We start from the raw sequence: 24,308 nt of genomic DNA, 5'->3' as shown, positions 1-24,308 counted from the left end.
TTTGCGTTAATGAACATAAAGTTTTTTCAATTCTCTAAGTCCAATTTTTAATCTAGACTTTATGGTACCTAACGGAATGTCCAGTTCTTCACTGGCTTCCTGCTGCGTCATGCCTTCAAAAAATAAGGCTTTCAGTACTATTTGGTACTTTTCGTCCAATCTGCCAACGTGCTCTTTCAAATCAAGGACATCTTGGTTTAAACTTGCTGTTGGTAGTATATATACGTTGGATTGATCGATTTGGACTTCCTTTTCAAATCGATTATTGAAACTTCTTAATTTGTCAATGGCTGTGTTTCTGGCAATTCGGTATAACCAGGTGAACAATTTGGCCTTTTTGGGGTCGTACGATTTGGCATTTTTCCAGACCTTTACAAAGGTTTCCTGCAAAGCATCCTGGGCAAGTTCCTCATCGTTGGTAACCTTCAATATGACACCATAAAGACTATCGCTATAATATTTATAGAGTAAATTAATGGCGGTTTTGTCTTCTTTTTCTAAAAGTTCGACAATTTTCTGCTCAATAGATGTGCTCAAAAGGTTTGTGTATTAAGGTTTTAAGAGTACTTCGATTACATCTAAAAGTCTTCTTTAAAACGTATATAAATAAAGGTAGTAAAAATAGCAAAATATTACTATTACAAACATTGCTGAAAAACCTTTTAAAAAGATACTATAGTTAAAATGTTTTCTTTCCTAAACAGATAAAGGTTAATAGCGCAATTACATTTACTATAGAAGGGAAGCCCCGAGTGAACGGGGCTTCTTTTATATAATGTTGACTTCCATTTCAATAGAAATTCCAAAAAGACGTTTGACGGTGTCTTGTATCAGCTTTGCAAGCTCAAAGATATCTTCGCCTTTAGCGCCTCCATAATTTACCAAAACCAAGGCTTGTTGTTTATGAACTCCATAAGTTCCGAAGGTTTTACCTTTGAAGCCTGCAGTTTCAATGAGCCATCCAGCAGGGACTTTTACCTCTTCTTCCGAAACGACATAGCTTGGAATATTTGGAAAGTTCTCCTTTAATTGATCAAACTGTTGTTTTGAAATCACTGGGTTTTTGAAGAAACTGCCACTATTACCAATTTCTTTTGGGTTGGGAAGTTTACTTTCCCTTATGGCAATTACGGCATTGGAAATGTCCTTAATATTTGGAGTTGTAATATTGTCCTGCTCCAATTGTCCTTTAATGGCACCATATTCGGTATGAAGAACGTGGTTGTGTTTCGTCAATTTTAAGGTGACGTTACAAATGATGTATTTGCCTTTGGCTGCTTGCTTGAAGATAGACTCACGATACCCAAACTGACATTCTTCCTTGGAAAAGGAGACAAGTTCATGCGTCTTGATATCGATTGCTTCGCATCTTTCAAACACGTCTTTCAATTCTACACCATAAGCACCAATGTTTTGAATAGGGGCTGTCCCTATATTCCCTGGAATCAAGGATAGGTTTTCGACGCCTCCAAAATCATGTTCCAAACACCATAATACAAACTCATGCCAATTTTCACCTGCTTGGGCCTTTACCAAAACATGCTTGTCCTGTTCTTCTACAACCTCTATGCCCTTAAGATTGACATGAATTACCAAAGCCTCTACATCCTTAGTTAGTAACATATTGCTACCACCTCCCAAAATAAAAATAGGGGAGTTTTGCTTGTCTGCCAAAGCACTTTTGAGCGCTTCCAAGGAAGAAACAGACACAAACTGTTTGGCAGACACATCAATACCGAAAGTATTGTAGGGCTTTAGAGATATATGTTGTTGTACAAGCATTTAGCTATTGTAAACTTTTAGGGCTTCTTTCAATATATTTACCGCCTTGATAAGGCTACTTTCATTTAATACGTAGGCAATGCGTATTTGATTAAGACCAACACCTGGGGTAGAATAGAACCCTGCGGCAGGGGCTACCATTACGGTTTCGCCATCAACATCAAATTTCTCCAAAAGCCATTGTGCAAAATCATCGGCGTTTTCCACAGGGAGTTCTGCTATACAGTAGAACGCTCCCTTAGGTTTGGCTACTTTTACGCCTTCAATTTTTTCCAATTCGGAAATCAAGGTGTTACGTCTATGTACGTATTCTTCATTGACATCGTCAAAATAGCTCTGTGGAGTATTTAATGCTGCTTCACTGGCAATTTGAGCCAAAGTTGGCGGACTCAAACGTGCTTGGGCAAACTTTAAAGCCGTTTGAATAAAGGTTTTGTTTCTTGAAACCAAATATCCAATTCTAGCTCCACACATGCTGTAACGCTTAGAAACCGAATCAATCATAATGGCGTGGTCCTTTATGCTATCTTCTTGCATGATAGAATAAAAGCTGTTTCCGTCATAGACAAACTCACGGTAAACTTCATCAGCAATTAAGAATAGGTCATGCTTAATTACTATTTGCGCTAGTTTTTGGATTTCTTCTTTTGAATATAAATATCCCGTTGGGTTTCCTGGGTTACAAATTAAAATAGCCTTTGTTTTTGGAGTGATCAATTTTTCAAACTCCTCAATTGCTGGCAATGCAAAATTGTCTTCTATTTTAGAAATAACAGGTACTACCTTAATATCCGAAGCTTTTGAAAAACCATTGTAATTGGCATAGAATGGTTCAGGGATAATGATCTCATCGTCTGGATCCATAATACTTCCAAAGGCAAACATTAGCGCTTCACTACCTCCAGTAGTTACAATGATATCGTCGTGGTTTACGTGAATATCATTTTTCTCATAATAGGCAGCAATTTTTTTGCGGTACCCTTCTGAACCTTCAGAACGGGTGTAGGCTAAAATATCCAAGGAATGCACCTTTACAGCGTCCAAAGCAACTTCTGGAGTCTTGATATCTGGCTGGCCAATGTTTAAGTGGTATACAGTTTTTCCGTCTTTATAGGCTTGTTCTGCGTAAGGAACAAGTTTACGTATCGGAGATGCAGGCATGTCAAGCCCTTTTTTCGAAATAGATGGCATTTTATTCTTGATTTTAAAGCGCAAAGGTCTGAAAATTATCTTAAAGTTTTTTTAAAAACAAACCCTAAAAAATGATAATATCTCAAAAGGTTGTAACTTGTATATAGTCAATTAGTTAATATGCGAATACAATGGGTTTTTATATGGTGTTTTTTAGCGCTGAGTATTAACCTACATGCTCAGGGTAATTTCAACATGCCTTCTCAGGATAATAGCAAGGTCAAATTCCAACTAATTAACAACTTAATTATAATTCCTGTGGAGGTTAATGGGGTAGAATTATCCTTTTTATTGGACTCTGGCGTGAGCAAGCCCATTCTCTTCAATATTTTTAATCTTACCGACTCTTTGCACATCTATAATGGGGAGCGGATTTTCCTCAGAGGTCTTGGTGGTGATGGAGAAATTGAGGCCTTAAAGTCTAGCCATAATAAGTTTAAAATTGGTGATGCGGTTAACGTCAATCAAGATGTGTATGTGGTGTTCGATAATTCCATCAATTTCACCCCTAGGTTAGGAGTGAGTGTTCACGGTATCATTGGGTATGATGTATTTAAAGATTTTATTGTAGAAATTAATTATGGCGCTAAACATTTAAAATTGCACAAGCCAGAAACCTATTCCTATAAAAAATGTAACAATTGCGAAACCCTGGATTTGATTTTGTATAAAAACAAACCCTATGTAGATGCTTTGGTGTGTATTGATTCTGCTGAAATCCCAGTAAAATTACTGGTCGATACAGGCAGTAGTGACGCCCTTTGGCTTTTTGAGGATACCACTCAGCAACTGTTGCCCTCAAGTGATAATTTCTTTGAGGATTTTTTAGGAAAAGGACTTAGTGGCAACATTCATGGAAAGCGCTCTAAAGTAAAAAGTTTCTCGTTGAGTGGTTTTGACTTGAAAAGGGTAAATGTGGCATTTCCAGATTCTGTTGCCATTACGGAAGCTCGAAACTTTACAGAGCGAAATGGGAGTATTTCGGGGGAATTGCTCAAGCGCTTTAACATTGTTTTGGATTACCACAATTTTAAAATGACCATTAAGAAAAACGGAAATTTTAAAAAGCCCTTCCATTACAATAAGAGTGGGATTGTACTGGAGCAAAATGGGGTGCGAATCGTGAAGGAAGAGCAATCCTTATTTAATTATGCAAAAGAAGGGGATGATAAGAATGCTAGCAATAGAATCATGTTGAATACCATTTACAAATTTGCCTTGAAGCCAGCGTATACTATTGTGGAACTGCGGGAGGATTCACCAGCTTATAAAGCGGGATTATTGGTTGGGGATGTTATTTTGTCTATAAATAACAAAGGAACTCATACTATGACATTGCAGGAATTGACCCAAAGGTTTTGTGACGATGATGAAACCAATATCAAACTGGTGGTAGATCGAGCTGGCAACTCAATGGTGTTTAAATTTAGGTTGGAAAGTCTATTAAACTAAAAAACTCCCTGAAGAGGGAGTTTTTTAGTTTGTGTAAGTAGCGTTTTCTTATTGTTCCATTACGCTTTTGTCCTTTTTCTCAAGAACACTGTTTTTGCTAGAGTCTACCACCAAACCTTTAATTTTTAAGGCTACTGTTGGGGTATCCGCATTAGAAGTTACGGTAATGGTTTTTCTAATTGGGTTCACTCTATTAGTGTCGTATTTTACAGAGATTTCTCCAGTTTCACCTGGCATAATTGGTCCGTCTGGTTTTTTAGGAACAGTACAACCACAGGTAGACTTTACATTAGAAATGATCAAAGGGGCATTCCCTGTATTTGTAAATTCAAATACGCGAACGCCGTCCGAACCTTTTTCAATAGTTCCGTAGTCTATAGTTGTGCTCTTAAATTCAATCTTAGCTACTTTTTCTTGTGCCATGGCACCAAGGCTTACAAGGCCTACAAATAAAATCAGTACTAAATTTTTCATCACTTAAAATTTAAATTGATAGTCAAAACTACTCACTTTTTATCATTCAGCAAAATTAATTAGACGTATTACCGTATTCTTAACGCTCAGCAAGCTTAAAACAAGGGGATTATTTCTCCTAATAATTTCACGAAAAAAGAAATATAAGTACTTTTGTCAGTTCATATACAAAAACAGTACCAAAGGCCCTGTTTTAGTAGGGAGTTAAGCAATGAAATCCCTGTAATGTTAGCCTTTGAAAGTTAAAAACTACAAAACAAGATAATTAGGATATGGCAATTCCAACACAATATGTAGCCACAGAGGTAGAGCAAAAGTGGTATGATTACTGGATGAAACACAACTATTTTCATTCAGAGCCAGATGAGAGAGAACCTTACACCATTGTAATTCCACCACCAAACGTAACTGGTGTTTTGCACATGGGGCACATGTTAAACAATACCATTCAAGATGTATTGATACGTCGTGCGCGTTTGCAAGGTAAAAATGCATGCTGGGTACCGGGTACCGATCATGCGTCTATTGCTACCGAAGCTAAAGTGGTTGCGAAATTAAAAGAGCAGGGGATTGATAAAAACGATTTATCTCGTGATGAATTTTTAAAGCATGCCTGGGATTGGACTCATGAATACGGTGGTGTGATCCTAGAACAACTTAAAAAATTAGGGTGTTCTTGCGATTGGGATAGAACCAAATTTACGATGGACGACGATATGTCTGAAGCAGTAATAAAGGTGTTTGTCGACTTGTACAACAAAGGCATGATTTACCGTGGTTACCGCATGGTAAACTGGGATCCGGAAGCAAAAACAACCTTGTCTGATGAAGAGGTAATCTATGAAGAAAAGCAAGGAAATCTTTATTACCTAAACTATAGGATTGAAGGTAGCGATGATACTTTAACCATTGCAACCACGCGTCCTGAAACTATTTTTGGTGATACCGCCATTTGTATCAATCCTACCGATGAGCGTTTTACACACTTAAAGGGTAAAAAAGCCATTGTACCAATTTGTGGTCGTGTTATCCCGATTATTGAAGATGAATATGTAGATGTTGAATTCGGTACGGGATGTTTAAAAGTAACGCCGGCACACGATGAAAACGATAAGGTTTTAGGTGATAAACACAATTTGGAAGTAGTGGACATCTTCAATGAAGATGCAACTTTAAACAGCTACGGTTTACATTACGAAGGACAAGATCGTTTTGTAGTACGTAAAGCAATTACTAAAGAATTGGAAGAAATCGGAGCTTTGGTAAAAACTGAAGTTCACGTAAATAAAGTAGGAACTTCAGAACGTACTAAAGCCGTTATCGAACCTCGTTTAAGCGATCAGTGGTTCTTGAAAATGGAAGAGTTGGTAAAACCTGCCATCGAAGCGGTTTTAGGTGAAGATTCAGAGATTCAGTTATTCCCTAAGAAATTCGAGAATACCTATCGCCATTGGATGGAAAACATCCGCGATTGGAATATTTCACGTCAGTTATTGTGGGGGCAACAAATTCCTGCGTATTACTATGGTGATGGAAAAGAAGATTTTGTGGTTGCTGAAACTATGGAAGACGCTTTAACCTTGGCTCAGGATAAAACAGGAAACGCTGATTTAAAAGCTGAAGATTTACGTCAGGAAACAGATGCTTTGGATACTTGGTTCTCATCTTGGTTATGGCCAATGAGCGTGTTCGATGGTATTCGCAATCCTGAAAACGAGGACATAAAATACTATTACCCAACAAACGATTTAGTAACTGGTCCGGATATTTTATTCTTCTGGGTTGCCAGAATGATTATTGCAGGATACGAGTATAAAGGTGAAAGACCATTCAACAACGTGTACTTAACTGGACTTGTTCGTGATAAGCAACGTCGTAAAATGAGTAAGTCCCTAGGGAATTCTCCTGATGCCTTAAAACTGATTGAAGAGTACAGCGCCGATGGTGTTCGTGTAGGATTATTGTTGAGTAGTGCTGCGGGTAATGATTTATTGTTTGACGAAGCGCTTTGTCAACAAGGTAAAGGGTTCGGAAACAAAATCTGGAATGCTTATCGATTAATTGATGGTTGGGAAATCGATGAAACTATTCCACAGCCTGAATCAAGTAAAATTGCATTAGACTGGTACGCTTCTAAATTCCAAAAAGCTTTAACTGAAATCGAAGATCACTTTAGTAAATACCGTTTAAGCGATGCGTTAATGGCGATTTATAAATTGATAATGGACGATTTCTCAGGATGGTTATTGGAAATCGTGAAGCCTGCGTATCAAAAACCGGTAGATGCTGCAACTTATAAATCATTAATCGCTGCATTTGAAGATAACTTAAAAATTCTTCATCCATTTATGCCGTTCTTAACAGAAGATATCTGGCATTACATCGCCGAGCGTACTCCGGAAGAAGCTTTAATTGTAGCAAAATGGCCAGAAGCCAAGCCAGTAAACGAAACCTTGATTGCTGAGTTTGATTTTGCTTCAGAAGTAGTTTCAGGAATCAGAAATATCAGAAAAGAAAAGAACATAGCCTTTAAAGATGCCATTGGTTTTTCAGTAATTAATAATGGAAATACCAGTACAACTTTCGATTCCATCATTCAAAAGTTAGGAAATCTTGAAACGATTGAATATGTAACTGAAGCTGTAGATGGTGCTTTAACCTTCCGTGTAAAATCCAATGAATACTTTGTGCCTATGGCAGGAAGTATTGATGTAGAAGCTGAAATTAAAAAGTTAACCGAAGAGTTAAATTATACAGAAGGTTTCTTAAAATCGGTTCAGAAAAAGCTGTCTAACGAGCGTTTCGTAAATGGTGCACCAGAACAGGTGATTGCGAACGAACGTAAAAAAGAAGCCGACGCTTTAGCTAAAATAGAAACTATTAAATCAAGTTTGGCGAGCTTGCAATAAGAGGAAAGCGGATTTCTTGATAATTTATAGAGAGTTAAAACCTGTCCAATACCATTGGGCAGGTTTTTTTTATGGACCTATCCCAAGGGGGGATAAAAAAATGTTCGTGAATAAATTAAATTCTGTAACTTTAAGTGTTAATATTCAGTTGTTTAACTTTTAAAATAAAAGCGTTTATGGACACAGTATTACGATTTGGAATGATGAAAAATATATGGTTTTTAAGTATGTTGCTTTTATCCGTTCCCGTATTTGCTCAAGAAACAGAAGAGACCATTGAGGCTGAGGTGGAAATGGAGTTTGAAGAAGAAGAAGAAGAAGAGGTTTTTCACCGAAACAAATTGGCATTTTATGCTGGGTATTCCTGGATTCCAGAAGGTAGAGACATTGATACTGGAGAAAAGGAGGTAATTATTGCGCCAACCTTTGGGTTCTCCTATGAATATTGGCTGACCGAACGTTGGGCAATCGGTACCTATAATGATGTGGAAATTGTGAATTTACATGTTGAAAATGAAAAGGGCGATTTCCTGGAGCGTGAAAATGCTACCGTATTGTCTGTGGCCGGTACTTGGGAAGCCTTACCAAGGTGGACCGTTTCCTTGGGAGGTGGTATTGAAACCGATGCCCACGAAACCTTATGGATTGTCCGTTTGGGATCGGAGTTTATTCTTTTGGAAAAGAATAATTGGGAACTTTCTGTTGGGTTCAATTACATTTATAAAGACGTGTACGATATTTTTGGTCTTGGTTTTGTATATGGGTTGAAATTTTAGAAGCTGAGTTTTTAACCTTTTTAAAAAGAAACTTCCCATTGTACTCTAAAGCGCCATTTTTTATCAACTTGCCTGTCAAATTGTTCATAGTCAAAATGACTGACCTCAGCTGTCAATTTGTTTTTATGGCCTCTAAAAAACCAATTTAGAGCACAAGAAAGTTCGTCCTGATGGTCTTGGTCTAAATACGAATCGGGGATATAGGACGAGTAGCGTGCAGCTATTTCCAAAGGTTTGGGCCACCACGGAATATCTCCCTGTGGGTAGTAACCTGCCTGCAAATAATAACCTTTCAGTAGCCTATCTGGGACATCGTTGTGCATGTCGATGATTTTCTTGTGGTGCCATTCACTTTGCCAGGTAATCCCCTTATAAACAAAAGCGGTTTCCAAATTGTACTGTTCAACACGGTATTGTCCATTTTCGGCATCTTCAAAACCTAGTAATTCCCCTCCTCCGGAAGATGAAAATCGGGTGTAGGGACTTCTATTGGTGACCCCAGCAATGGCAATGATGGCTGCTGGTTTGCCATGATGTTCCATATCGCTACTTTCAAATCCCATATCCTCCCCAAGGGGATTCCACTGCAATCTTCCAAAGTACATAAAATGGGCATCGTCATTGGTGTTGTGGCCTCTTCCCGTACCTGTTAGGACTGCTGCCCAATAGCTGAAATCCAAAAGTGATTTTCCATCCAAGCGCCCATATAATTCAACACCTTGCTGACGATCTACCGTAAAGGGCCGGTTAATGATGGAGCGATCTACCAATTGCTGTTCCCCACTACTAATACGCCGTTCTCTGGAATACTCCAGTTTCCATTGGCCAAATTTCAAACTGAGCCATTTCCACTTTTCAACCATCACCCTAAAGTCTAAAAGGTTGGAGTTTACCATGTCGTATTCCCAATAATACTTTAACCAAGTTCTATAGGCATTACCACCTACTTTTAGGCGGGCACGATTAATTTTAAAAAGGTGGGTCCCATCTTCATCATAGTCATCAAAGGTAATTGGGTCTTGGTCATCTGGAGTGGCAAACCGAAACTGTAGTCTGCTTTGTATTTGTAATTTATAAAGGTTGTCACTAGACTTTAGTTCAAATCCTTTGCTGCTATATCCAATGTTCCATTTAGGGAGGGAATCTTCTGTTTTTTCTTCTTGGGCAAGAACATTGGTATGGTTAAAGAGAAAGAATAGAATTATGAAGAAGTGGATAAAGCCATAATGTTGCACCCGTTGGCTTAATTTTATGATTAGGTTCCACTTCATTGTTTTCATAACTTTCATTTTTCAAATACGCATTTGGTGACTTGCTAAAATGCAAAATTGACCGTGAAGGTTGGTCCATTATAGCCCCATTTAAAGTAGCCGTCCAAATGTTTTCTCGTGGTTTCCACTTTGATGTCCAAACTTGTAAACCCAGCTTTTAAGCTCAAGCCCTTGTATAGTTGATAGGCCAATGTTGCATTCGTACTAAATATGCGTCCCTTGATATTGTCTATAGTCAACCCTAAATAATTGATGTTGGTGTAAAGTGAGAAGCGTTTGGAAAGAAGTACGTCAAACCAAATCCCAATGTCTGGCACAGGTGCTATAAAATCAAAACTGTCATTGAGTTCAGCTTCCACATTTCCAGAATTGGCTCTAATGCCCACATCGGTAAACAATACATGGGCACCAATCAAGGCGCCAATCTCATATTTGGGTTTTGCAAAGATGGTATAACTGTAATACAGTCTATAAATATTCATGTTGAAAAAGGCTTCCAAATTGGCATCCACAGGATATACATTGTCTCCAAATTCAATTTCTTCGTCTAGTGTATAGGTCGATTTTCGGTTTAAATAGAAGAAATCCAAAGCGAGCCTAGAACGTCTGGAAATACGCCACTCAGCATTGGCGTAGAATGAAAAGGTAGTTTTATCAAAGCCTAGGTCGTCTTCCAAATTAATGGTGGTTCCAAAGTCATCAAAATTGGTGCTGCCAACCCTAACTTCGGTATCGTTCAAAGGAAAAAACAAGCCAGCAGAAATCTCAAAACGCTTCAATCTCCAATCGGGATACCTTACGGTATTGTCTTTGTAAATGGTTTGGCTTGTAGAATCAACCGTACTATCCAAGCCCATTAAATCTGGTTCCTCTTGGGCGTGTAAAGACCCAAACACAAAGAAAATGATAATGCATGTAAGGATCTGTTTCATTGTTGTATGTTGTTTATTTGGGGAACAATAAAATGACATTAGCTCGGAAGCCAAAATCTGGATTCAAAGGGTTATTGCCATAATAAACTTTAGGGCCGCCTCCCAACTGTACTGTTTGTTTGGATATCTGTACTACTTTGGCGTAATACACACCTATAAACCCTCCAAAAATGTCATTGCGCCAACTTTGGGTGTTTTCTGAAGCAATGGTATAAGACGCTCCGTTGGGTGTGGCATAGGTACAAAAGGGTTGAAAAAAAGTAGCACTAATGTCTTCGCCTTTTCCTGCATAGGACCACATATGGTTTGCCAAAGCACCATAGGTATACTGCCCGCTTAGTTTCAAGAATACGGCGTTGGGTCCTACAGCCCAAGTATTGGCACCCAATTCATTTTCTGAGGCTGTATTCAATAAAAATACAGGGCCAACTCCCCAAACAATTCCACTAGAGGTAGGGTTTTTGGGTGAAAAGAAAAAACTTTGTACAATGTCACCCAAACCATTGGCGCAATCACCATCATAGAGTACATCTTTTTGAGTGATAAATGGCACAATGGTTCTACTTATCAAGTTCCACTTGCTGTTGAAACTAAATGGTAATACGGGTTGAACATTTAAATTGTATCTGAAGCCCTCATTTGGGCCCACATTGAATTCAAAGTTGTTTTGGAAAGGCACACTAATAAGATTAGCCACTGGGTTTGCCAATTGTTTGGCCAAATCTTCTGCTGAAGGGCCTCCTGTTGAAGCAGGGGCTTCGGCTTCCTGAGCATTGACACTGATTGACAATAACAATAATATAAGATATCCTATTCTATAAAACTGTTTCATTTGGTTTAGTTTTTTAGGCATTTAAGGCAACTTCCATTTGAAAGAAGGAAGTTGCCTTGGTACCCTATTTTAGTAATAATGATTTAAAATCCTAAAACGGCTATTCATGCCCTTTCTTGACAACGGCATCCATTACAGAAGACATGTCAAAACTTTTACCGCCTTGAACAGGAGGATAGTCCATCAAGGTTTTGATATGGGCATTCATCTGCTCTCCCATTGGGGCCATCAACCAGGAAACTTTTTGCATAAGGTGCCCATAGGCATCCTCGGTATCATAGCTTTCAAAAGGATCCATCCTTAAATTAAAGATCAAAGGAGCGGTTCTCGCTTCGGCTGTGCCATAATAAGTTTCTTTGTAGATAAAGTGGAATTTCCAAGGGCCCATCCTCACGGCGTTCAGATTACTTTCGTAGTAATAGTAGTACATATCCCGAGCCGATTTTTCACTTTGTCCTTTCCAATAAGGAAGGTTGTTAACACCATCGATATATTGTTTTTTCTCTTTCATCAAACGTTCGGCTGCATTAGGAACTCCTGCTGCCGCTGCCAAAGAGGTAAACATGTCCATATGGGCTTGGATGCCATTTAGAACTTGACCAGGTTTGAATACTCCAGGCCACATAATCATACTAGGGACTCTTACACCTCCTTCGGTAGTTCCCATTTTCTCACCGCGGAAAGGCGTAGTACCTCCATGTGGCCAAGAATTGTGCTCTGGACCATTATCGGTAGAATACCAAATAATGGTGTTTTGGTCCATGCCGTTAGCTTTTAAGAAATCTAGAACCAAGCCTACATCGTGGTCGTGTTGCAACATCCCGCTACCGTATAGGTCAGCCTCAGAAGTATATTTTTCAGCAGCATAGCGCCATTCATCGTTTAGGCGAGTGTAAAGATGCATTCTGGAAGTGTTGAGCCATACAAAAAATGGTTTGCCATCGGCTTTGGCACGTTTCATAAAGTCTTCCGCTTTAGGAATCACTTCCCCAGCATCAAAATCCTTCATACGCTCTTGGGTCAAAGGACCAGTATCAGTAATACGTTGTTTGCCTACTTTTCCAAAGCGTGGATCTTCGGTATTATCCATTTTATCGGTAGCCCAAGAATGGATCACTCCACGGGTTCCAAATTTCTTTTCATAATCTTCTAAATCTCCGGAATAGGCTTTAGCGAAGTTTTGGTAATCGCGCTGTTCAGACTCTTCTTGAGTATTCAAGTGGTACAGATTGCCATAAAATTCATCAAAGCCATGGGCCGTTGGCAAGTGTTCGTTACGGTCGCCCAAGTGGTTTTTACCAAAGTGTCCCGTAGCGTAACCTTCGGCTTTCAATACTTCTGCCAAACATGGAGAGGCTGCTTGAAGTCCAAGAACATCACCAGGTTGACCAACGGTAGTCATTCCACTTCGAATAGGATATTGTCCAGTGATAAAGGAAGCTCTACCGGCCGTACAGCTAGGCTGTGCATAATGGTCGGTAAACTTGATGCCTTCATTTCCAATTTTGTCAATGTTGGGCGTGGTATAGCCCATAGTGCCCATACCATAGGCACTTACGTTTTGCCAACCTACATCATCTCCCCAAATCACTAAAATATTGGGCTTTTGCTGGCTCCATCCCAATAGCGGCAGTAAGAGCAGTATTGGGAGAATGGTCTTCTTGCGAAAAAAATTGCTCATAATTTCTGGTTTATATATTACTAATTGATTTAATAGCCATTTTTGATTGATGATGAATTGTTATTTAAATTTTAACAGAGGACCTAAAGCCAATGAAAACAGCTGTATCGCTATCTTTAATTATTGGTTTGACGATTTGTATATCGGCTCCAATGGAAAGCCAATTGTTTAGCCAATATTGATAAAAGGACTCTATCCCCACTTCATTACGAAGGGGTATGCCAAAGTCTTCTGCTTTATCGTCTACGATACTACTTAATGAATAGTCATATAAGGCCAAGCCCCATTTGTCCTGTGATCTGTTTTTGATAAAACTGTTACCGCCAAGTCCCAACTGAAAACTAAAATCGATTGGGTTGGGATTGCCGTCGGAAAAAGAAATTTGCCCAAATACTCCCCAACTTTTGTTATCGCTTAGGTTTTGCAAAGGGTGGTTGAAACTGTAAGATGCATAGTATCTATTTTCTTTATTTGAAAGTGGGACTTCTACAGGTGGATTGATATCCCCTAAATTATAGAGGTTGTTCCCGTCCTGATTGCTATAAGCCAGTCGCAAAGCATGGTTACCTACGGAGTTTCCAATTTTTACTTTCCAACTGGGCGATACAGAAAGCACGAAGCCTTCCCTAAAGGGATCTTCAAATCCAGATTTGCCTACCACGCTAACAGGGTCGTATAGCATGAACGTCCATTTTAATTTGTTACTACTGATGTTGGAAATGGCTCCAAAAATATATGGAGGGGTGATGCCCGAAACAGGTGCGGCAAAGGCCAAATTCCAAAAGGCATCTAAACCTGCGCCGCCGCTATAGGTAGTTCCAGCAGCCATATCGACCATATTAATCTTTCCTGCTAATATTTGATTTCCGGGCTTCCAACTATAGATTAAAAACACACTACTGATATCGAAGCGTTCTCCATGTACATATCCGGGGAATGTAATTGCCGTGTGTTTTGGAATTAATACATTTCCTGAATAATCTAGGGCATCCCCAAAATTATATTCGGCTTTGGTAACCAAAGTCCAACGGCTTAATCCAATGTTTTTTCCATTGTACTTTACATCCAATTGCGCTTTGCCATTGAAAACTGATTCATTACCTCCTTCTCCTGCAACAAAATTTTGGTTGAAAACAGTCAGTCGTGGATTTATGTACAGTCCCTTTGCCTCCAAAGTGTCTCTCGTTCCGTTCCAATTTCCCGATAAATAGTTTCTGCTGGAACCCTCTTGGGCTGTAGTATTTAAGCTAGCCAAGAGGATGTAAAAGAGGGATGAGATTCTAAACTTTAAGGTCATAGCTAATTACTTTTTTTATAAACACTTTTACCTTCTTTTATACTTTCCAGAATTTGGATGGTATGTATTTGCATCGGGTCAATCTTCAAAGGGTTTTTATCAAGGATTACCAAATCTGCAATTTTGCCTTCTTTCAAACTTCCTTTACTGTCTTCTTCAAAATTTTGTTTGGCGCCCCAAATAGTTAAGGTTTTAAGACCTTCATACGGCGTTACTCTTTGGTCTGGACCTAAAATATAGCCAGTTCTTGTTACTCGGTTAACAGTCGCATCATAAACGCGCATGGATTTAGGGAAAATTACAGGGGCATCGTGATGGGAGGTTAGGTTGATGCCAGCATCAATGACATCACGACATGGCGAAATATAATCGGCTCTAGGTTCACCTAGAACAGATTCTTTATGCCAATCGCCCCAATAAAAGGTATGGGTTGGGAATAGGGAACAGTATACATTCAGTTTTTTAACAGTAGGAATTTGGTCTTTGCGTAAGGTTTGCCCGTGAATGATAGTGGTTCTATGGTCGGGGTAATTGTATTTTGCTTCGGCATCGGCAATGGCCTTTAAATATTGATCGATGGCGGCATCCCCATTGGTATGACAAATTAATTGCCATTGGTTTTGAAATGCTTTTTCTACATATTTTTCAGCCTTTTCGTCGTCCATTATAGCAAAGCCCTTATAGCAGCCATCTTTACCTACGGGATTGACATGGTAACATTGGGTCAACCATGCTGTTTTTCCCTGTGGGGAACCATCTAAGGTTAATTTTACACCGCCTGCTCGATAATGGTTTTTGTAACTATGATCTTTATTGTAATAAATGCTATCCATAGCGAAGTTTGCTACATCAATGTCAGGATAGGAAATAATATCGATAAAAAATTTCCCTTGCTTTGCGGCTTCACTAAAAATGGTCATTTGCTCGGGAGTCGTACGGCCATCCTGAACAGTTAAGTAACCATTGCTGGCATATTCTTCTTGGGATTTGTCAATACAGCGCATTGCAAATTCGGCATCTGCCTTTCCTAGCAGCGGAAACAGAATTGCGTACATCGCTTTTTCTTCTAAAACACCATTGGGACTTCCGTCAGGATTTCTTCTAAGGTGTCCGCCTTCTGGGTCTTTGGTGTCTTTGGTATAGCCAGACATTTCCAACGCTTTACTGTTCATAACACCCAAATGTTCAGACTGGTGAATCAACAAAACTGGTAATTCGGTACTGATTTTGTCAAGGTCGGTGGCTTTTGGATGATCTTTTTCAGTAAGCTGGGAGTCGTCGTACCCATGACCAATGATCCAACCAAATTTCTCAACAACAAATTTTCCGTCTTCAGACTCTTTCCAACTATTCATGGCGTCAACAAGCTCTTGAACGCTTCCTCCCGGTCCATCTGGCGGAGGCAGAAGGTTGGCAACTATAGAAGCAAACCCTGTGTTATAAAAGTGTCCATGTCCATCGATAAAAGCGGGAACCATAGTTTTTCCTTCAAGATCAATTTGTTTGGCATTTTCATAATTGGTTAAAGCCAGATCTTTTGATCCTACATAAATAATTTTACCATCCGCTTCAACCAAGGCTTCTGCATAGTTGGGAGCGTCGCCTTCAACAGTGATGATATCTCCATTGAAGTAGAGGGTTTGATTTGAAGCAATGGGTTCTTGTGCTTTTTCCTTTTTGCTGTTGCATGAAAGCAGTGTTAAAAGGGCAATGAGTAGGATACCTAGTTGTTTTAGCATGGTGTATTGTTTTTTTAGTTCTACTATTGATATTTTGGATAAATCACTTTCCAATCCTTTTTCATATCCACTAAGGTCCAGCCGTGTTTGGTAGCTTCATCCAATCCTTTGTCTAACCCTCCAATATGCGACTCTCTGTCATAGGCCCATTCACGCTCGGCATCGGTATGGTGTACATAGAGCATAAAACTGTTCAATTTGTTGGAGGCTGTCCATTGCAGCATTTGCAAATCCCCGTCGGAATTTCCTGCAGCAAACACTGGTTTTTTCCCAATAATCTTTTGAATGTTTAGCGGTTTTCCTTCCTTATCATCATTAAATTCCAATTCTGGCAAGACCTTGATGATTGGCTTATCACCATCATTAATCCACTCGGTTTTAAAACGTGTTCCAATAATTTGTTCTTCAGGAATGCCATAAATACTGGGTAAGAAGGCTCGCATAAAATTGACGCCACCACCCGAAACGATATAGGTTTTAAATTGGTTGGCTCTTAAATAGTGTAACAATTCAAGCATGGGCTGAAACACCATATCGGTGTAGGGCACATTTTTGGTAGGATGTTTGGCCGTACTGGCCCATGATTTCACGACGGCTTCAAACTCATTTGTTGTCATGCCGGTATGGGTAGTTGCAACTATTTGTAAAATACCCTTCATACCACTTTGTTTTAAGGCTTCCATGTCATTTTCTAAAATGGCTTTGTAGGGTTGCTGGTTTTTCCATTCGGGATGGTCTTTGGCCATGGCTTTTACACGGTCTATGGCAAAAAACAATTGAAAATAGGCCGGTTGCTCACTCCATAGGGTGCCATCATTGTCAAAAGTGGCAATACGGTCTTCCACAGGAATAAACTGGGAGCTTTTGCTATTGGTGGCATTGCTTACAAATGCTATGATGGCCTTTTTTGCAGCCCCTTCATTCCAGGAGGGCAGTGGATCTTTTTGAACAGAGGTTTCGGTATTGGAAATATTGGACTTGTCATCTGTCTTGAAGGCTGTGACTATAAAAAGGCATAGTGCTAATGGAAGGGTTTTAAAAAGGCTCATAACTTGATTGTTTTTAAGGTGAAAAGGAACTGGAATGTTGTTGGCATGTGCAGCTCCTGTTTTATATTTTTTTTTTCTGCCGTTACCTGTTGTTGACTGCTTTTAACATGGAGTTAAAGTCTCCCATTTGAGCAGAAAAACTTTCCTGGCTAGGGGGGAATTCCTTGAAGGTTTTTAAAAACTCAGTAACATGACCACCTGCCTGACCAATGATCCAACTCCGGTTTTCGGCCCATTCATCATAACCACGAGCTTCGGTAAAGCGTTCAAAAGGATCTAGTTTTAAGTTGATAATGTAAGGAGATGTTAACACATCCTGAGAAGCTCTAAACCATTTTTCCTGATTTCTAAACAATAATTTCCAATCGCCATAACGCATGCCATGCAAGGTAGTTTCTGTAAAGTAGAAGAATTCCTTACGTTTGGTTTTTCCTTGGTTTAATAGAATATCACTTTGATCGTAGCCATCTAAATGTACTTTGAAAGAAGTACCTCCTATTTTGTGTCCGTTTAACAGGTTGTCCTTAATATTGGGACTGCCTACAAAGGACATTAGGGTAGGTAACCAATCTTCCATGGTCATAAATTCTCCCGTCGTTGTTCCAGCTGGAATATGTCCTGGCCATCTCACTGCCATAGGGACTCTGAAGCCACCTTCCCAACCACCAACGCCTTTTTCTCCATGAAAAGGTTGGTTTCCTCCATCGGGCCAACTATTAGAAGCGGCGCCATTGTCGGTTGAAAACATAACAATAGTATTGCCTTCTAGTCCTAATTCTTTCAATAAGTCCAAAAGCTCCCCAACATCATCATCTAATTCTGCCATCCCATCGGCATAAAGACCGTATCCCGTTTTTCCATCATATTCCTTACTTAAATTGGTGCGATAATGCATGCGAGTGGTATTATGCCACACAAAAAACGGTTTATTGGATTGTGCGGCATCCCTAATAAAGCGTTTGGATTGCTCCAATACATCTTGGTCTAAATTCCGTTGAACTTCAGTACCCCAGTCACCAAGATCTTTAATGTCTTGTTTACCATTGCCCAAAGCTTTGGAATGAATAATACCGCGTTGCTTTAAGTTAAGTTTTTCTAAGGTGGCCTCATCTTTTGGGTAGTCATACTGTTCAGGATATTCTCCCGCATTTAAATGGTACAGGATGCCGTAAAACTCATCAAAGCCATGGGCTGTAGGCAAGTGTTCATCCCGATCTCCCAGATGGTTTTTACCAAACTGACCGGTGGCATACCCCAAGGGTTTTAGCATTTCTGCAAGTGTTGGATCCTTTTTTTGAAGACCTTGAGGGGCTCCAGGAAGACCAACGGTACTCAATCCTGTACGCATTGGGTATTGGCCAGTGATAAATGCCGCACGCCCTGCCGTACAGGAGGCTTGAGCGTAATGGTCCATAAAGAGCATCCCTTCATTGGCAATGCGGTCTATATTGGGGGTGGTGCCGCCCATCATGCCTCGGTGATATGCGCTAATGTTCCACATCCCTACATCGTCTCCCCAAATTACCAAAATATTGGGTTTGTCTTGTGCCGTGGTAACTAAGGGCAGTAACAATAGTATGCTAAGCATTTTTAAAAAGTGTGCAGTATGCTTCATAATAAAATGTATTTAATGGTGTGATAATTGAACTTTTGAAGTTTGTTTGTTGTTGGGGTGGTAGAGTTTTGGTAGTGGACAAAACCACTTGTAGAGAATGACATTTGTATTATTTGAGAGGATGGCTTAAAGTGCGAACAAACCACACGACGAGCTTCCAACCAAGGGTGGTTGGGGTGGGTACCCAAAGCAGAAAAGCCATTAGGGCATGATTGATAAGGATGTTCTCTCAACATTAATGCACTTATTTGTTGTTGGCACTACAGATAAGGCCTTGCCTTTATCTATAGGTAAAGTGTTAAAGTTAGGGGGTATTTGATTCGCTATCAATCAGTTACTAATGTACGAATTCTTCGTTTAAAAAGGAATACTTCTGTAGTTATTTTTGAAATTGTGGGTTTTTATTAAATAATGGGAATTTGGAATTTTGGTTTAAGCTCCCATATATAAAAAGGCTACCGATAAGGTAGCCTTTTAAATTTTAGAGCCCTAGACCAATATCGGTGTTGGGGTATTTTTTCATTGTGGCCAAATGGCGCATCCTAAACGCGTTTACTGCAGGTATGCCCCATTCGAAATAGCGGTGACCCTCGCTTCCCATTTCTTTAGGGTCTACATTTAGATTGTAGCACCATGGCGCGGTACCAATTCTGGATAGGTTGGAGGCATCAATGTTTCTTCTCGTTTCCTTAATGTCGAATACTTGGAAATGTACTTTGTAGTCTTTCCATCGCATAGCACAAAAATCGGTGCCGTTCCATAAAAACACGCACTGTCTTTTAGAGCGTCCGTCTTTAGCCAAGAGGTAAGAGGTTTGGTCTATGCCGTCAAAATAAAGATTGTTCGGAAGTTGGTTCATTACTCCGCCTAGTCTTAAGGAGACCATATACAGGTCGGTTAAATCAATCAATTCGTTGGTTTCTTGCCCTGGCTCAATCATGTCTTTCCAATAGGCAATGAGAGGTACCCTAACCCCTCCTTCCCAAGTGGTTCCTTTTCCTCCCTTCCAAGGGTGATAGCCACTATCTGGAAACACATCTTCATTGGCACCATTGTCTGAAGTGAACAGCACTAAGGTGTTTTCTAATTCTCCACTATCTTTAAGGGCCTGCATAATTTCTCCAACAATATGGTCCATTTGTACAATAGCATCTTTTACTGGCATGGCGGCAGGACTTTTTCCAATATACTCCTCGCCACAATAGGTGTCATTGTGAATGGCAGTAAAGGAGTGGATTAGGTAAAAAGGATTTTTGCCTGAGTTTTCCTTGATGAATTTTATAGACTCGTCCTTGAGTTTTTCGTCTATCTGCCGTAATTCCTCAATAGTTTTGATTTCGAAACCAACAGAACGCCCACCTCCTTTACGTCCCATAAGAAGCCCTTCTGGTTGTAACTGAAACGCTTTGTCATGGAGTTCTTTGTTGTTGATCATGTCAGAATATTGACGCTCAACCAAGAATTGTGTGTAATCCGATTGTACGGCTGGAAGCCCATAAAAATAATCGAAGCCTACCTCATGGGGTAACATATTCTCGGCTTCCCCAATATGCCATTTTCCTATTAAGGCCGATTTGTAACCTGCCGAAGATAATAGTTTTGCCTGTGTTACCTCTACATCCCAAGGGTTTGTGGTTACTTTGTCGCCGCTTAACAGAGGTCTTGTGAGACCGCTTCTAATGGGTTGCCTTCCTGTCATTAGTGCGGCTCTCGATGAAGTACAGGTTGGGGTAGAGTAGAAGGATGTAAAGCGCTTCCCTTCTCTAGCCAATTTGTCTACATTTGGGGTGGGGGCTCCCACGGCTACTCCTCCACCATTGCAGCCAATATCTCCCCAGCCTAAGTCGTCCACTAAAAAGATGAGCACATTTGGCTTCTTCTTGGATCTATTTGAAAAGTCTTTTAACTTTTGTGATGCAATATTTTCTTGTTCCGGTCTCGGAATTGCAGGTTCCATGTTTTCTTTTTCGACAACGGTTTCATCAAAAATGCTGATTTTTTGCGCATTCATATTCCAGCAGAGTGCCAAAAGAAATACTGTAAGAATACTTTTTTTCATTTTAAATAATATTACGGTTAATAGCTTTTTAGGTGAATGTCTTTTGACGTAGTAATTAAAAGACTATATATTTAGTAGCCAAAAGAAACAAATTGAGGCTATATAAATGTAGGATTATTTTTAAACAAAAAAAAGTGTTAATAATTGAAAATGAATTGATTGCATTTGTTTAAGAGGTTTTTTGGGAAGACTATTTTAATCGTTCCAAACGCCCCTTACGTTTTACAATATTTTTATAGTCCCATTGAATATGTTTAGAGGTTTCCAACCACCTTTTTAAAGCTTCCATATTGATGTCATTTATGGAATTATAGAAAATGGAGGCGTCTTTAAATTTTCCACCTAGAATGTTTAAATCGGGTTCTTCAAAATCGGCACCACTCCAAAACATCAGACGCAATCCCTTTTTTTGTTTGCTGTAACCCACAATGGGGTTGCCTTCCAAAAACCAAACAGGGTGTCCATGCCATAGTTTGCTTTCGGCTTCAGACATTTGCGCATCAATGATGGTTGCCAGTACATGACAGATTTCTTGGTCTGTTTCGTTTTGCTGTGTATTGTAGTTTTGGATGTCTTTCTGTAGCATGGCTTTGCAAGTTGAAATTTATATAAAAAGCATCGTCAGGTTGCCTGATTTTTTGAAAGCTATTGAGAACCATTGTATCGAAACCAAAAGGGCTTTAGAAGCATCTATTCTCGATGCCATATGTTTTCAAAATGTCACTCGAATCGACGGTATGAGCTGAAGTGGTAGATTACCTTTCTTAAAGATACCAATTTTCTTTCTTAAGAAATATTCTGCTCTATTTGGTTGCCAAGTTTTTTAAGCCCTCGAATGCTGGCATAGCGTATTTTTTCCTTGTGCAACAGCCAACCTCCAATAGCTCCCAAACCACTACCGATTAGGATTTCCCAAAAGCGAAGTGCGATAAGTTCATTGGGATCGTTGATGATGGGGTTGGCAGCTTCCGAAAGAAAGATGGCCAAAGGCGTAATGAAAATCACGGCCATGGCATAATTTCTAATGATGAGCAATTCTACGATCAATTGCAACACAATGATGAACAGGCAAAGCATTAAAGGGGTGTTGGCTATCTGGAGCAACAGCCAACACAGACAAAGTCCTAAAAAGGTTCCCAAAATACGTTGGAAAGTACGCTGCCAAATATGATAAAGGGAGGCGCCTTGCATCACGGCCCCACAGGAAATAGGAATCCAATAGGGGTTTTCAAGTTTTAGCCAGTAACCTAGGGCCAAAGAAATGGCCATGATGACTCCAGTAATGATGGCTTCCCAAAAATCGGCATAGGTATTTTTTTTAAGCAGGGGGACAGGGGCATTCTGTGGTGTTATTTTTTGGGTGGCCGACAACCATAAAATATAGGCCAAACCCAATGTACAGGAAAACATGGTGCCCAAACCAACCAAACCAACTTTGGTAGGAATGGTACTTAAGTTGAAAGGTTGGCAAATGGAAATGGAAAGGATCATGATAAAAAAGAAACTCCGTGGGGGAGCCGTTTTATAATACAGAATGATCCAATGCACGATGAGCGAGTACAGCCCAAACACAATCACCGAAACCGTGGGGGAAAAACTAAAAAACTGCCCCAAAGCAAAGGATACCATAAACCCAAATGAGCTTACCAATAAGGTGGTAATTATATTGGTAAACGACCCCGAACTGGGAAGGTAAAGAATGACCAAACCACTTAAACAGGAAATAAGGGCATAGCGAAGATTGTCAACATACAATCCTACCAGTAAAGGAAATCCAACACAGATGGCGGTTAGCATTGGGGTGTGCCAAGTTCTTGTGGAATCCTTTAGGGTTACCAATTGTTCCAGTTCCTTATGGATGGTGTTTTTTAATGCCATGGGGATGCGTTCATCTTTAGAAATAAAGATGGATTTATTCTCCACAAAGGTAAGCACATTTTAGTTGACAGCGCCTTGTCATTTTTTGGATTCAAGAACCTGTTCTAGTTCTTGAGTTAGCTCGTTGTTCAGATCCAAAAGTGTTTTGGTTTGCTGTTGGGCAAAAGAGGCCGTGGTAGATAATAAATAGGAGATGCCTTCTATATTTGGGTAATCGCAAAAAGGTTCCAAATCAGACCAACTGGTGTCTTCATTTATTTTTAAAACATCGGCATAGTTTTGGACCAAAATTGGATCGGTGTAGAGGGTGGTTTTACTATTAAAAAGATCATAACTTATTTTAACAGCTTCGTACTGTCTTTTATAGTCCAGTAACTGTTTTTTGAGTTGCTGGTTGCTAATGATATCATAGGTGATAAAATTGCTGTTGACAATATTGGATTGTATGGTGGCCTTTCCAAATAGATTGAAAACATTCAATTGCTTTCTCATCAACAGTGAATCGGGCAATGTATGGTTGCACAATCTTAATAATTCCTGATACAAATGTTCTTGGTTGTCGAAGAAATCAGATTTAGAGGAAAAGAAACTGTAATCGGCTTGGGCATGGTTCAACAATTGTTTCAGTACTTGGGTTTCATGTCGTTTCAAGACCTGCTCTTGGTTCCAATTGTCAACTTTTAAGGCGATTAAAATACCAAGAACTATCAGAGTCATTTCTCCTAAAGCATATAAAAGATATCTACCGAATTTATGTTGATTCAAAAATCCCTTTTTTATGTTTTTTAGGATGCTGAGCATTGTCTCATAGGTTTTTGGTAATTATTCTATACGTTTGCCTTGTGTAGTGAAAGAAATGCCTTGTTGTCCAGAGGTAGAAATCATGACGCTTTCAAAAAGTGGTTCATGGGTGTTGGGGTTGATGGTCCAATCAAAAAGGAAATTGGCGCCCGTGCCACCTTCTTGGTCTTTTTCGTCAATAACGATTTCTACCGTTTCCATAGGAGCGATGTAAATAGGGCGATTAAAGTAGGTTCTGATAGAATGGCCTTTCGTATTGAAATAGTCAGCTTTGTTAATGAAAATGGTATCAGTGGTATTGGTGTTTCGCATGCTTACGGTGACGGTTAAGTCATGGGTGCGATGCTCCGATTCACTATAAATTTGAGAGTAAACAGAAAGGTAGGTGCTGCCAGTTGAAAGCGAATCACTTAAACTGTGCTTTAGTGTTCTGCTATCCCAATTTACGGGATGTATAGAGCTCACTTGCCCATTGTCTTGGCAGCTTTGTATTGAAAAATATATTAATAGAAGTATGGTGAGGTGTTTCATGAGCATTTTCAATCCTAGTAGTTTAAGATTGAAGATATT

General features: G+C 39.6%; 21 protein-coding genes. 3 read left to right on the top strand and 18 right to left on the bottom strand.

What is annotated here, in order from left to right; all coding sequences use genetic code 11:
• Nucleotides 1-6 precede the first annotated feature (6 nt).
• The 3 genes from ZA06_RS03380 to ZA06_RS03370 all read right to left on the bottom strand — a co-directional run bounded on the left by ZA06_RS03380 (nt 7) and on the right by ZA06_RS03370 (nt 2,973).
• Nucleotides 7-537 (bottom strand): RNA polymerase sigma factor, encoded by a 531-nt coding sequence (locus tag ZA06_RS03380; protein ID WP_053975982.1) that lies wholly within the window; start codon nt 535-537, stop codon nt 7-9.
• A gap of 231 nt (nt 538-768) precedes the next feature.
• Complete coding sequence (gene murB / locus ZA06_RS03375; protein WP_053975981.1) at nt 769-1,782, bottom strand: UDP-N-acetylmuramate dehydrogenase; 1,014 nt, start codon at nt 1,780-1,782, stop codon at nt 769-771.
• Nucleotides 1,783-2,973, bottom strand: coding sequence for a pyridoxal phosphate-dependent aminotransferase (locus ZA06_RS03370; RefSeq protein ID WP_053975980.1), 1,191 nt, complete (start codon nt 2,971-2,973; stop codon nt 1,783-1,785).
• A 195-nt stretch (nt 2,974-3,168) separates the two neighbouring features.
• Here ZA06_RS03370 and ZA06_RS03365 point away from each other — a divergent pair, with 195 nt between their 5' ends.
• Nucleotides 3,169-4,425 (top strand): pepsin/retropepsin-like aspartic protease family protein, encoded by a 1,257-nt coding sequence (locus ZA06_RS03365; RefSeq protein WP_240472197.1) that lies wholly within the window; start codon nt 3,169-3,171, stop codon nt 4,423-4,425.
• A 48-nt stretch (nt 4,426-4,473) separates the two neighbouring features.
• Here ZA06_RS03365 and ZA06_RS03360 read toward each other — a convergent pair whose 3' ends face one another.
• Nucleotides 4,474-4,899 carry a DUF1573 domain-containing protein gene (locus ZA06_RS03360; protein ID WP_053975978.1) on the bottom strand — a complete coding sequence of 142 codons (426 nt, stop codon included), beginning with the start codon at nt 4,897-4,899 and terminating at the stop codon, nt 4,474-4,476.
• Between the two features lie 272 nt (nt 4,900-5,171).
• Here ZA06_RS03360 and ZA06_RS03355 point away from each other — a divergent pair, with 272 nt between their 5' ends.
• The gene (locus ZA06_RS03355) at nt 5,172-7,808 is read left to right on the top strand and encodes a valine--tRNA ligase (RefSeq protein WP_053975977.1); all 2,637 of its coding nucleotides are present in this window, start codon (nt 5,172-5,174) and stop codon (nt 7,806-7,808) included.
• A gap of 176 nt (nt 7,809-7,984) precedes the next feature.
• On the top strand, nt 7,985-8,584 hold the full coding sequence (locus ZA06_RS03350) for a hypothetical protein (RefSeq protein WP_157503075.1): 600 nt from the start codon (nt 7,985-7,987) through the stop codon (nt 8,582-8,584).
• A 20-nt stretch (nt 8,585-8,604) separates the two neighbouring features.
• On the opposite strand, the gene ZA06_RS03345 is transcribed toward ZA06_RS03350, so the two are convergent.
• The 14 genes from ZA06_RS03345 to ZA06_RS03285 form a co-directional block, all read right to left on the bottom strand.
• A complete protein-coding gene (locus tag ZA06_RS03345) occupies nt 8,605-9,864 on the bottom strand; it encodes an OprO/OprP family phosphate-selective porin (protein ID WP_240472196.1) in 1,260 nt (419 codons plus the stop codon).
• A gap of 35 nt (nt 9,865-9,899) precedes the next feature.
• Nucleotides 9,900-10,787, bottom strand: a complete 888-nt coding sequence (locus ZA06_RS03340; RefSeq protein WP_053977051.1) for a hypothetical protein — start codon at nt 10,785-10,787, stop codon at nt 9,900-9,902.
• A 13-nt stretch (nt 10,788-10,800) separates the two neighbouring features.
• Nucleotides 10,801-11,619: a transporter gene (locus ZA06_RS03335; protein WP_157503073.1), complete on the bottom strand. Its 819-nt coding sequence runs from the start codon at nt 11,617-11,619 to the stop codon at nt 10,801-10,803.
• Nucleotides 11,620-11,719: 100 nt separating this feature from the next.
• Nucleotides 11,720-13,300, bottom strand: coding sequence for an arylsulfatase (locus ZA06_RS03330; RefSeq protein ID WP_082331914.1), 1,581 nt, complete (start codon nt 13,298-13,300; stop codon nt 11,720-11,722).
• A gap of 64 nt (nt 13,301-13,364) precedes the next feature.
• Nucleotides 13,365-14,597, bottom strand: a complete 1,233-nt coding sequence (locus tag ZA06_RS03325) for a carbohydrate porin (protein WP_053975974.1) — start codon at nt 14,595-14,597, stop codon at nt 13,365-13,367.
• Between the two features lie 2 nt (nt 14,598-14,599).
• On the bottom strand, nt 14,600-16,336 hold the full coding sequence (locus ZA06_RS03320; RefSeq protein WP_053977049.1) for an amidohydrolase: 1,737 nt from the start codon (nt 16,334-16,336) through the stop codon (nt 14,600-14,602).
• A gap of 23 nt (nt 16,337-16,359) precedes the next feature.
• The gene (locus ZA06_RS03315; RefSeq protein WP_082331913.1) at nt 16,360-17,385 is read right to left on the bottom strand and encodes an HAD family hydrolase; all 1,026 of its coding nucleotides are present in this window, start codon (nt 17,383-17,385) and stop codon (nt 16,360-16,362) included.
• A gap of 82 nt (nt 17,386-17,467) precedes the next feature.
• Nucleotides 17,468-19,000: an arylsulfatase gene (locus ZA06_RS03310; protein ID WP_082331912.1), complete on the bottom strand. Its 1,533-nt coding sequence runs from the start codon at nt 18,998-19,000 to the stop codon at nt 17,468-17,470.
• Complete coding sequence (locus ZA06_RS16865) at nt 18,997-19,236, bottom strand: hypothetical protein (protein ID WP_157503071.1); 240 nt, start codon at nt 19,234-19,236, stop codon at nt 18,997-18,999. Before ZA06_RS16865 ends, ZA06_RS03310 begins: the two co-directional genes overlap by 4 nt.
• Before the next feature lie 245 nt (nt 19,237-19,481).
• Nucleotides 19,482-21,059 carry a sulfatase-like hydrolase/transferase gene (locus tag ZA06_RS03305; RefSeq protein WP_053975972.1) on the bottom strand — a complete coding sequence of 526 codons (1,578 nt, stop codon included), beginning with the start codon at nt 21,057-21,059 and terminating at the stop codon, nt 19,482-19,484.
• Between the two features lie 190 nt (nt 21,060-21,249).
• Nucleotides 21,250-21,645, bottom strand: coding sequence for a DUF1801 domain-containing protein (locus ZA06_RS03300; protein WP_053975971.1), 396 nt, complete (start codon nt 21,643-21,645; stop codon nt 21,250-21,252).
• Nucleotides 21,646-21,845: 200 nt separating this feature from the next.
• Nucleotides 21,846-22,982, bottom strand: a complete 1,137-nt coding sequence (locus ZA06_RS03295) for an FUSC family protein (protein ID WP_240472195.1) — start codon at nt 22,980-22,982, stop codon at nt 21,846-21,848.
• A 33-nt stretch (nt 22,983-23,015) separates the two neighbouring features.
• Nucleotides 23,016-23,702: a hypothetical protein gene (locus tag ZA06_RS03290; protein ID WP_157503069.1), complete on the bottom strand. Its 687-nt coding sequence runs from the start codon at nt 23,700-23,702 to the stop codon at nt 23,016-23,018.
• A 57-nt stretch (nt 23,703-23,759) separates the two neighbouring features.
• On the bottom strand, nt 23,760-24,269 hold the full coding sequence (locus ZA06_RS03285) for a DUF3124 domain-containing protein (RefSeq protein ID WP_053977046.1): 510 nt from the start codon (nt 24,267-24,269) through the stop codon (nt 23,760-23,762).
• Between the last annotated feature and the right edge of the window lie 39 nt (nt 24,270-24,308).

Origin of the sequence: Mangrovimonas xylaniphaga (assembly GCF_001280435.1) — a bacterium.
In the GTDB taxonomy this organism is placed as follows: domain Bacteria; phylum Bacteroidota; class Bacteroidia; order Flavobacteriales; family Flavobacteriaceae; genus Mangrovimonas_A; species Mangrovimonas_A xylaniphaga.
Note: the sequence above shows the minus strand (reverse complement) of the source record. Positions and strands in the feature narration are given on the sequence as shown.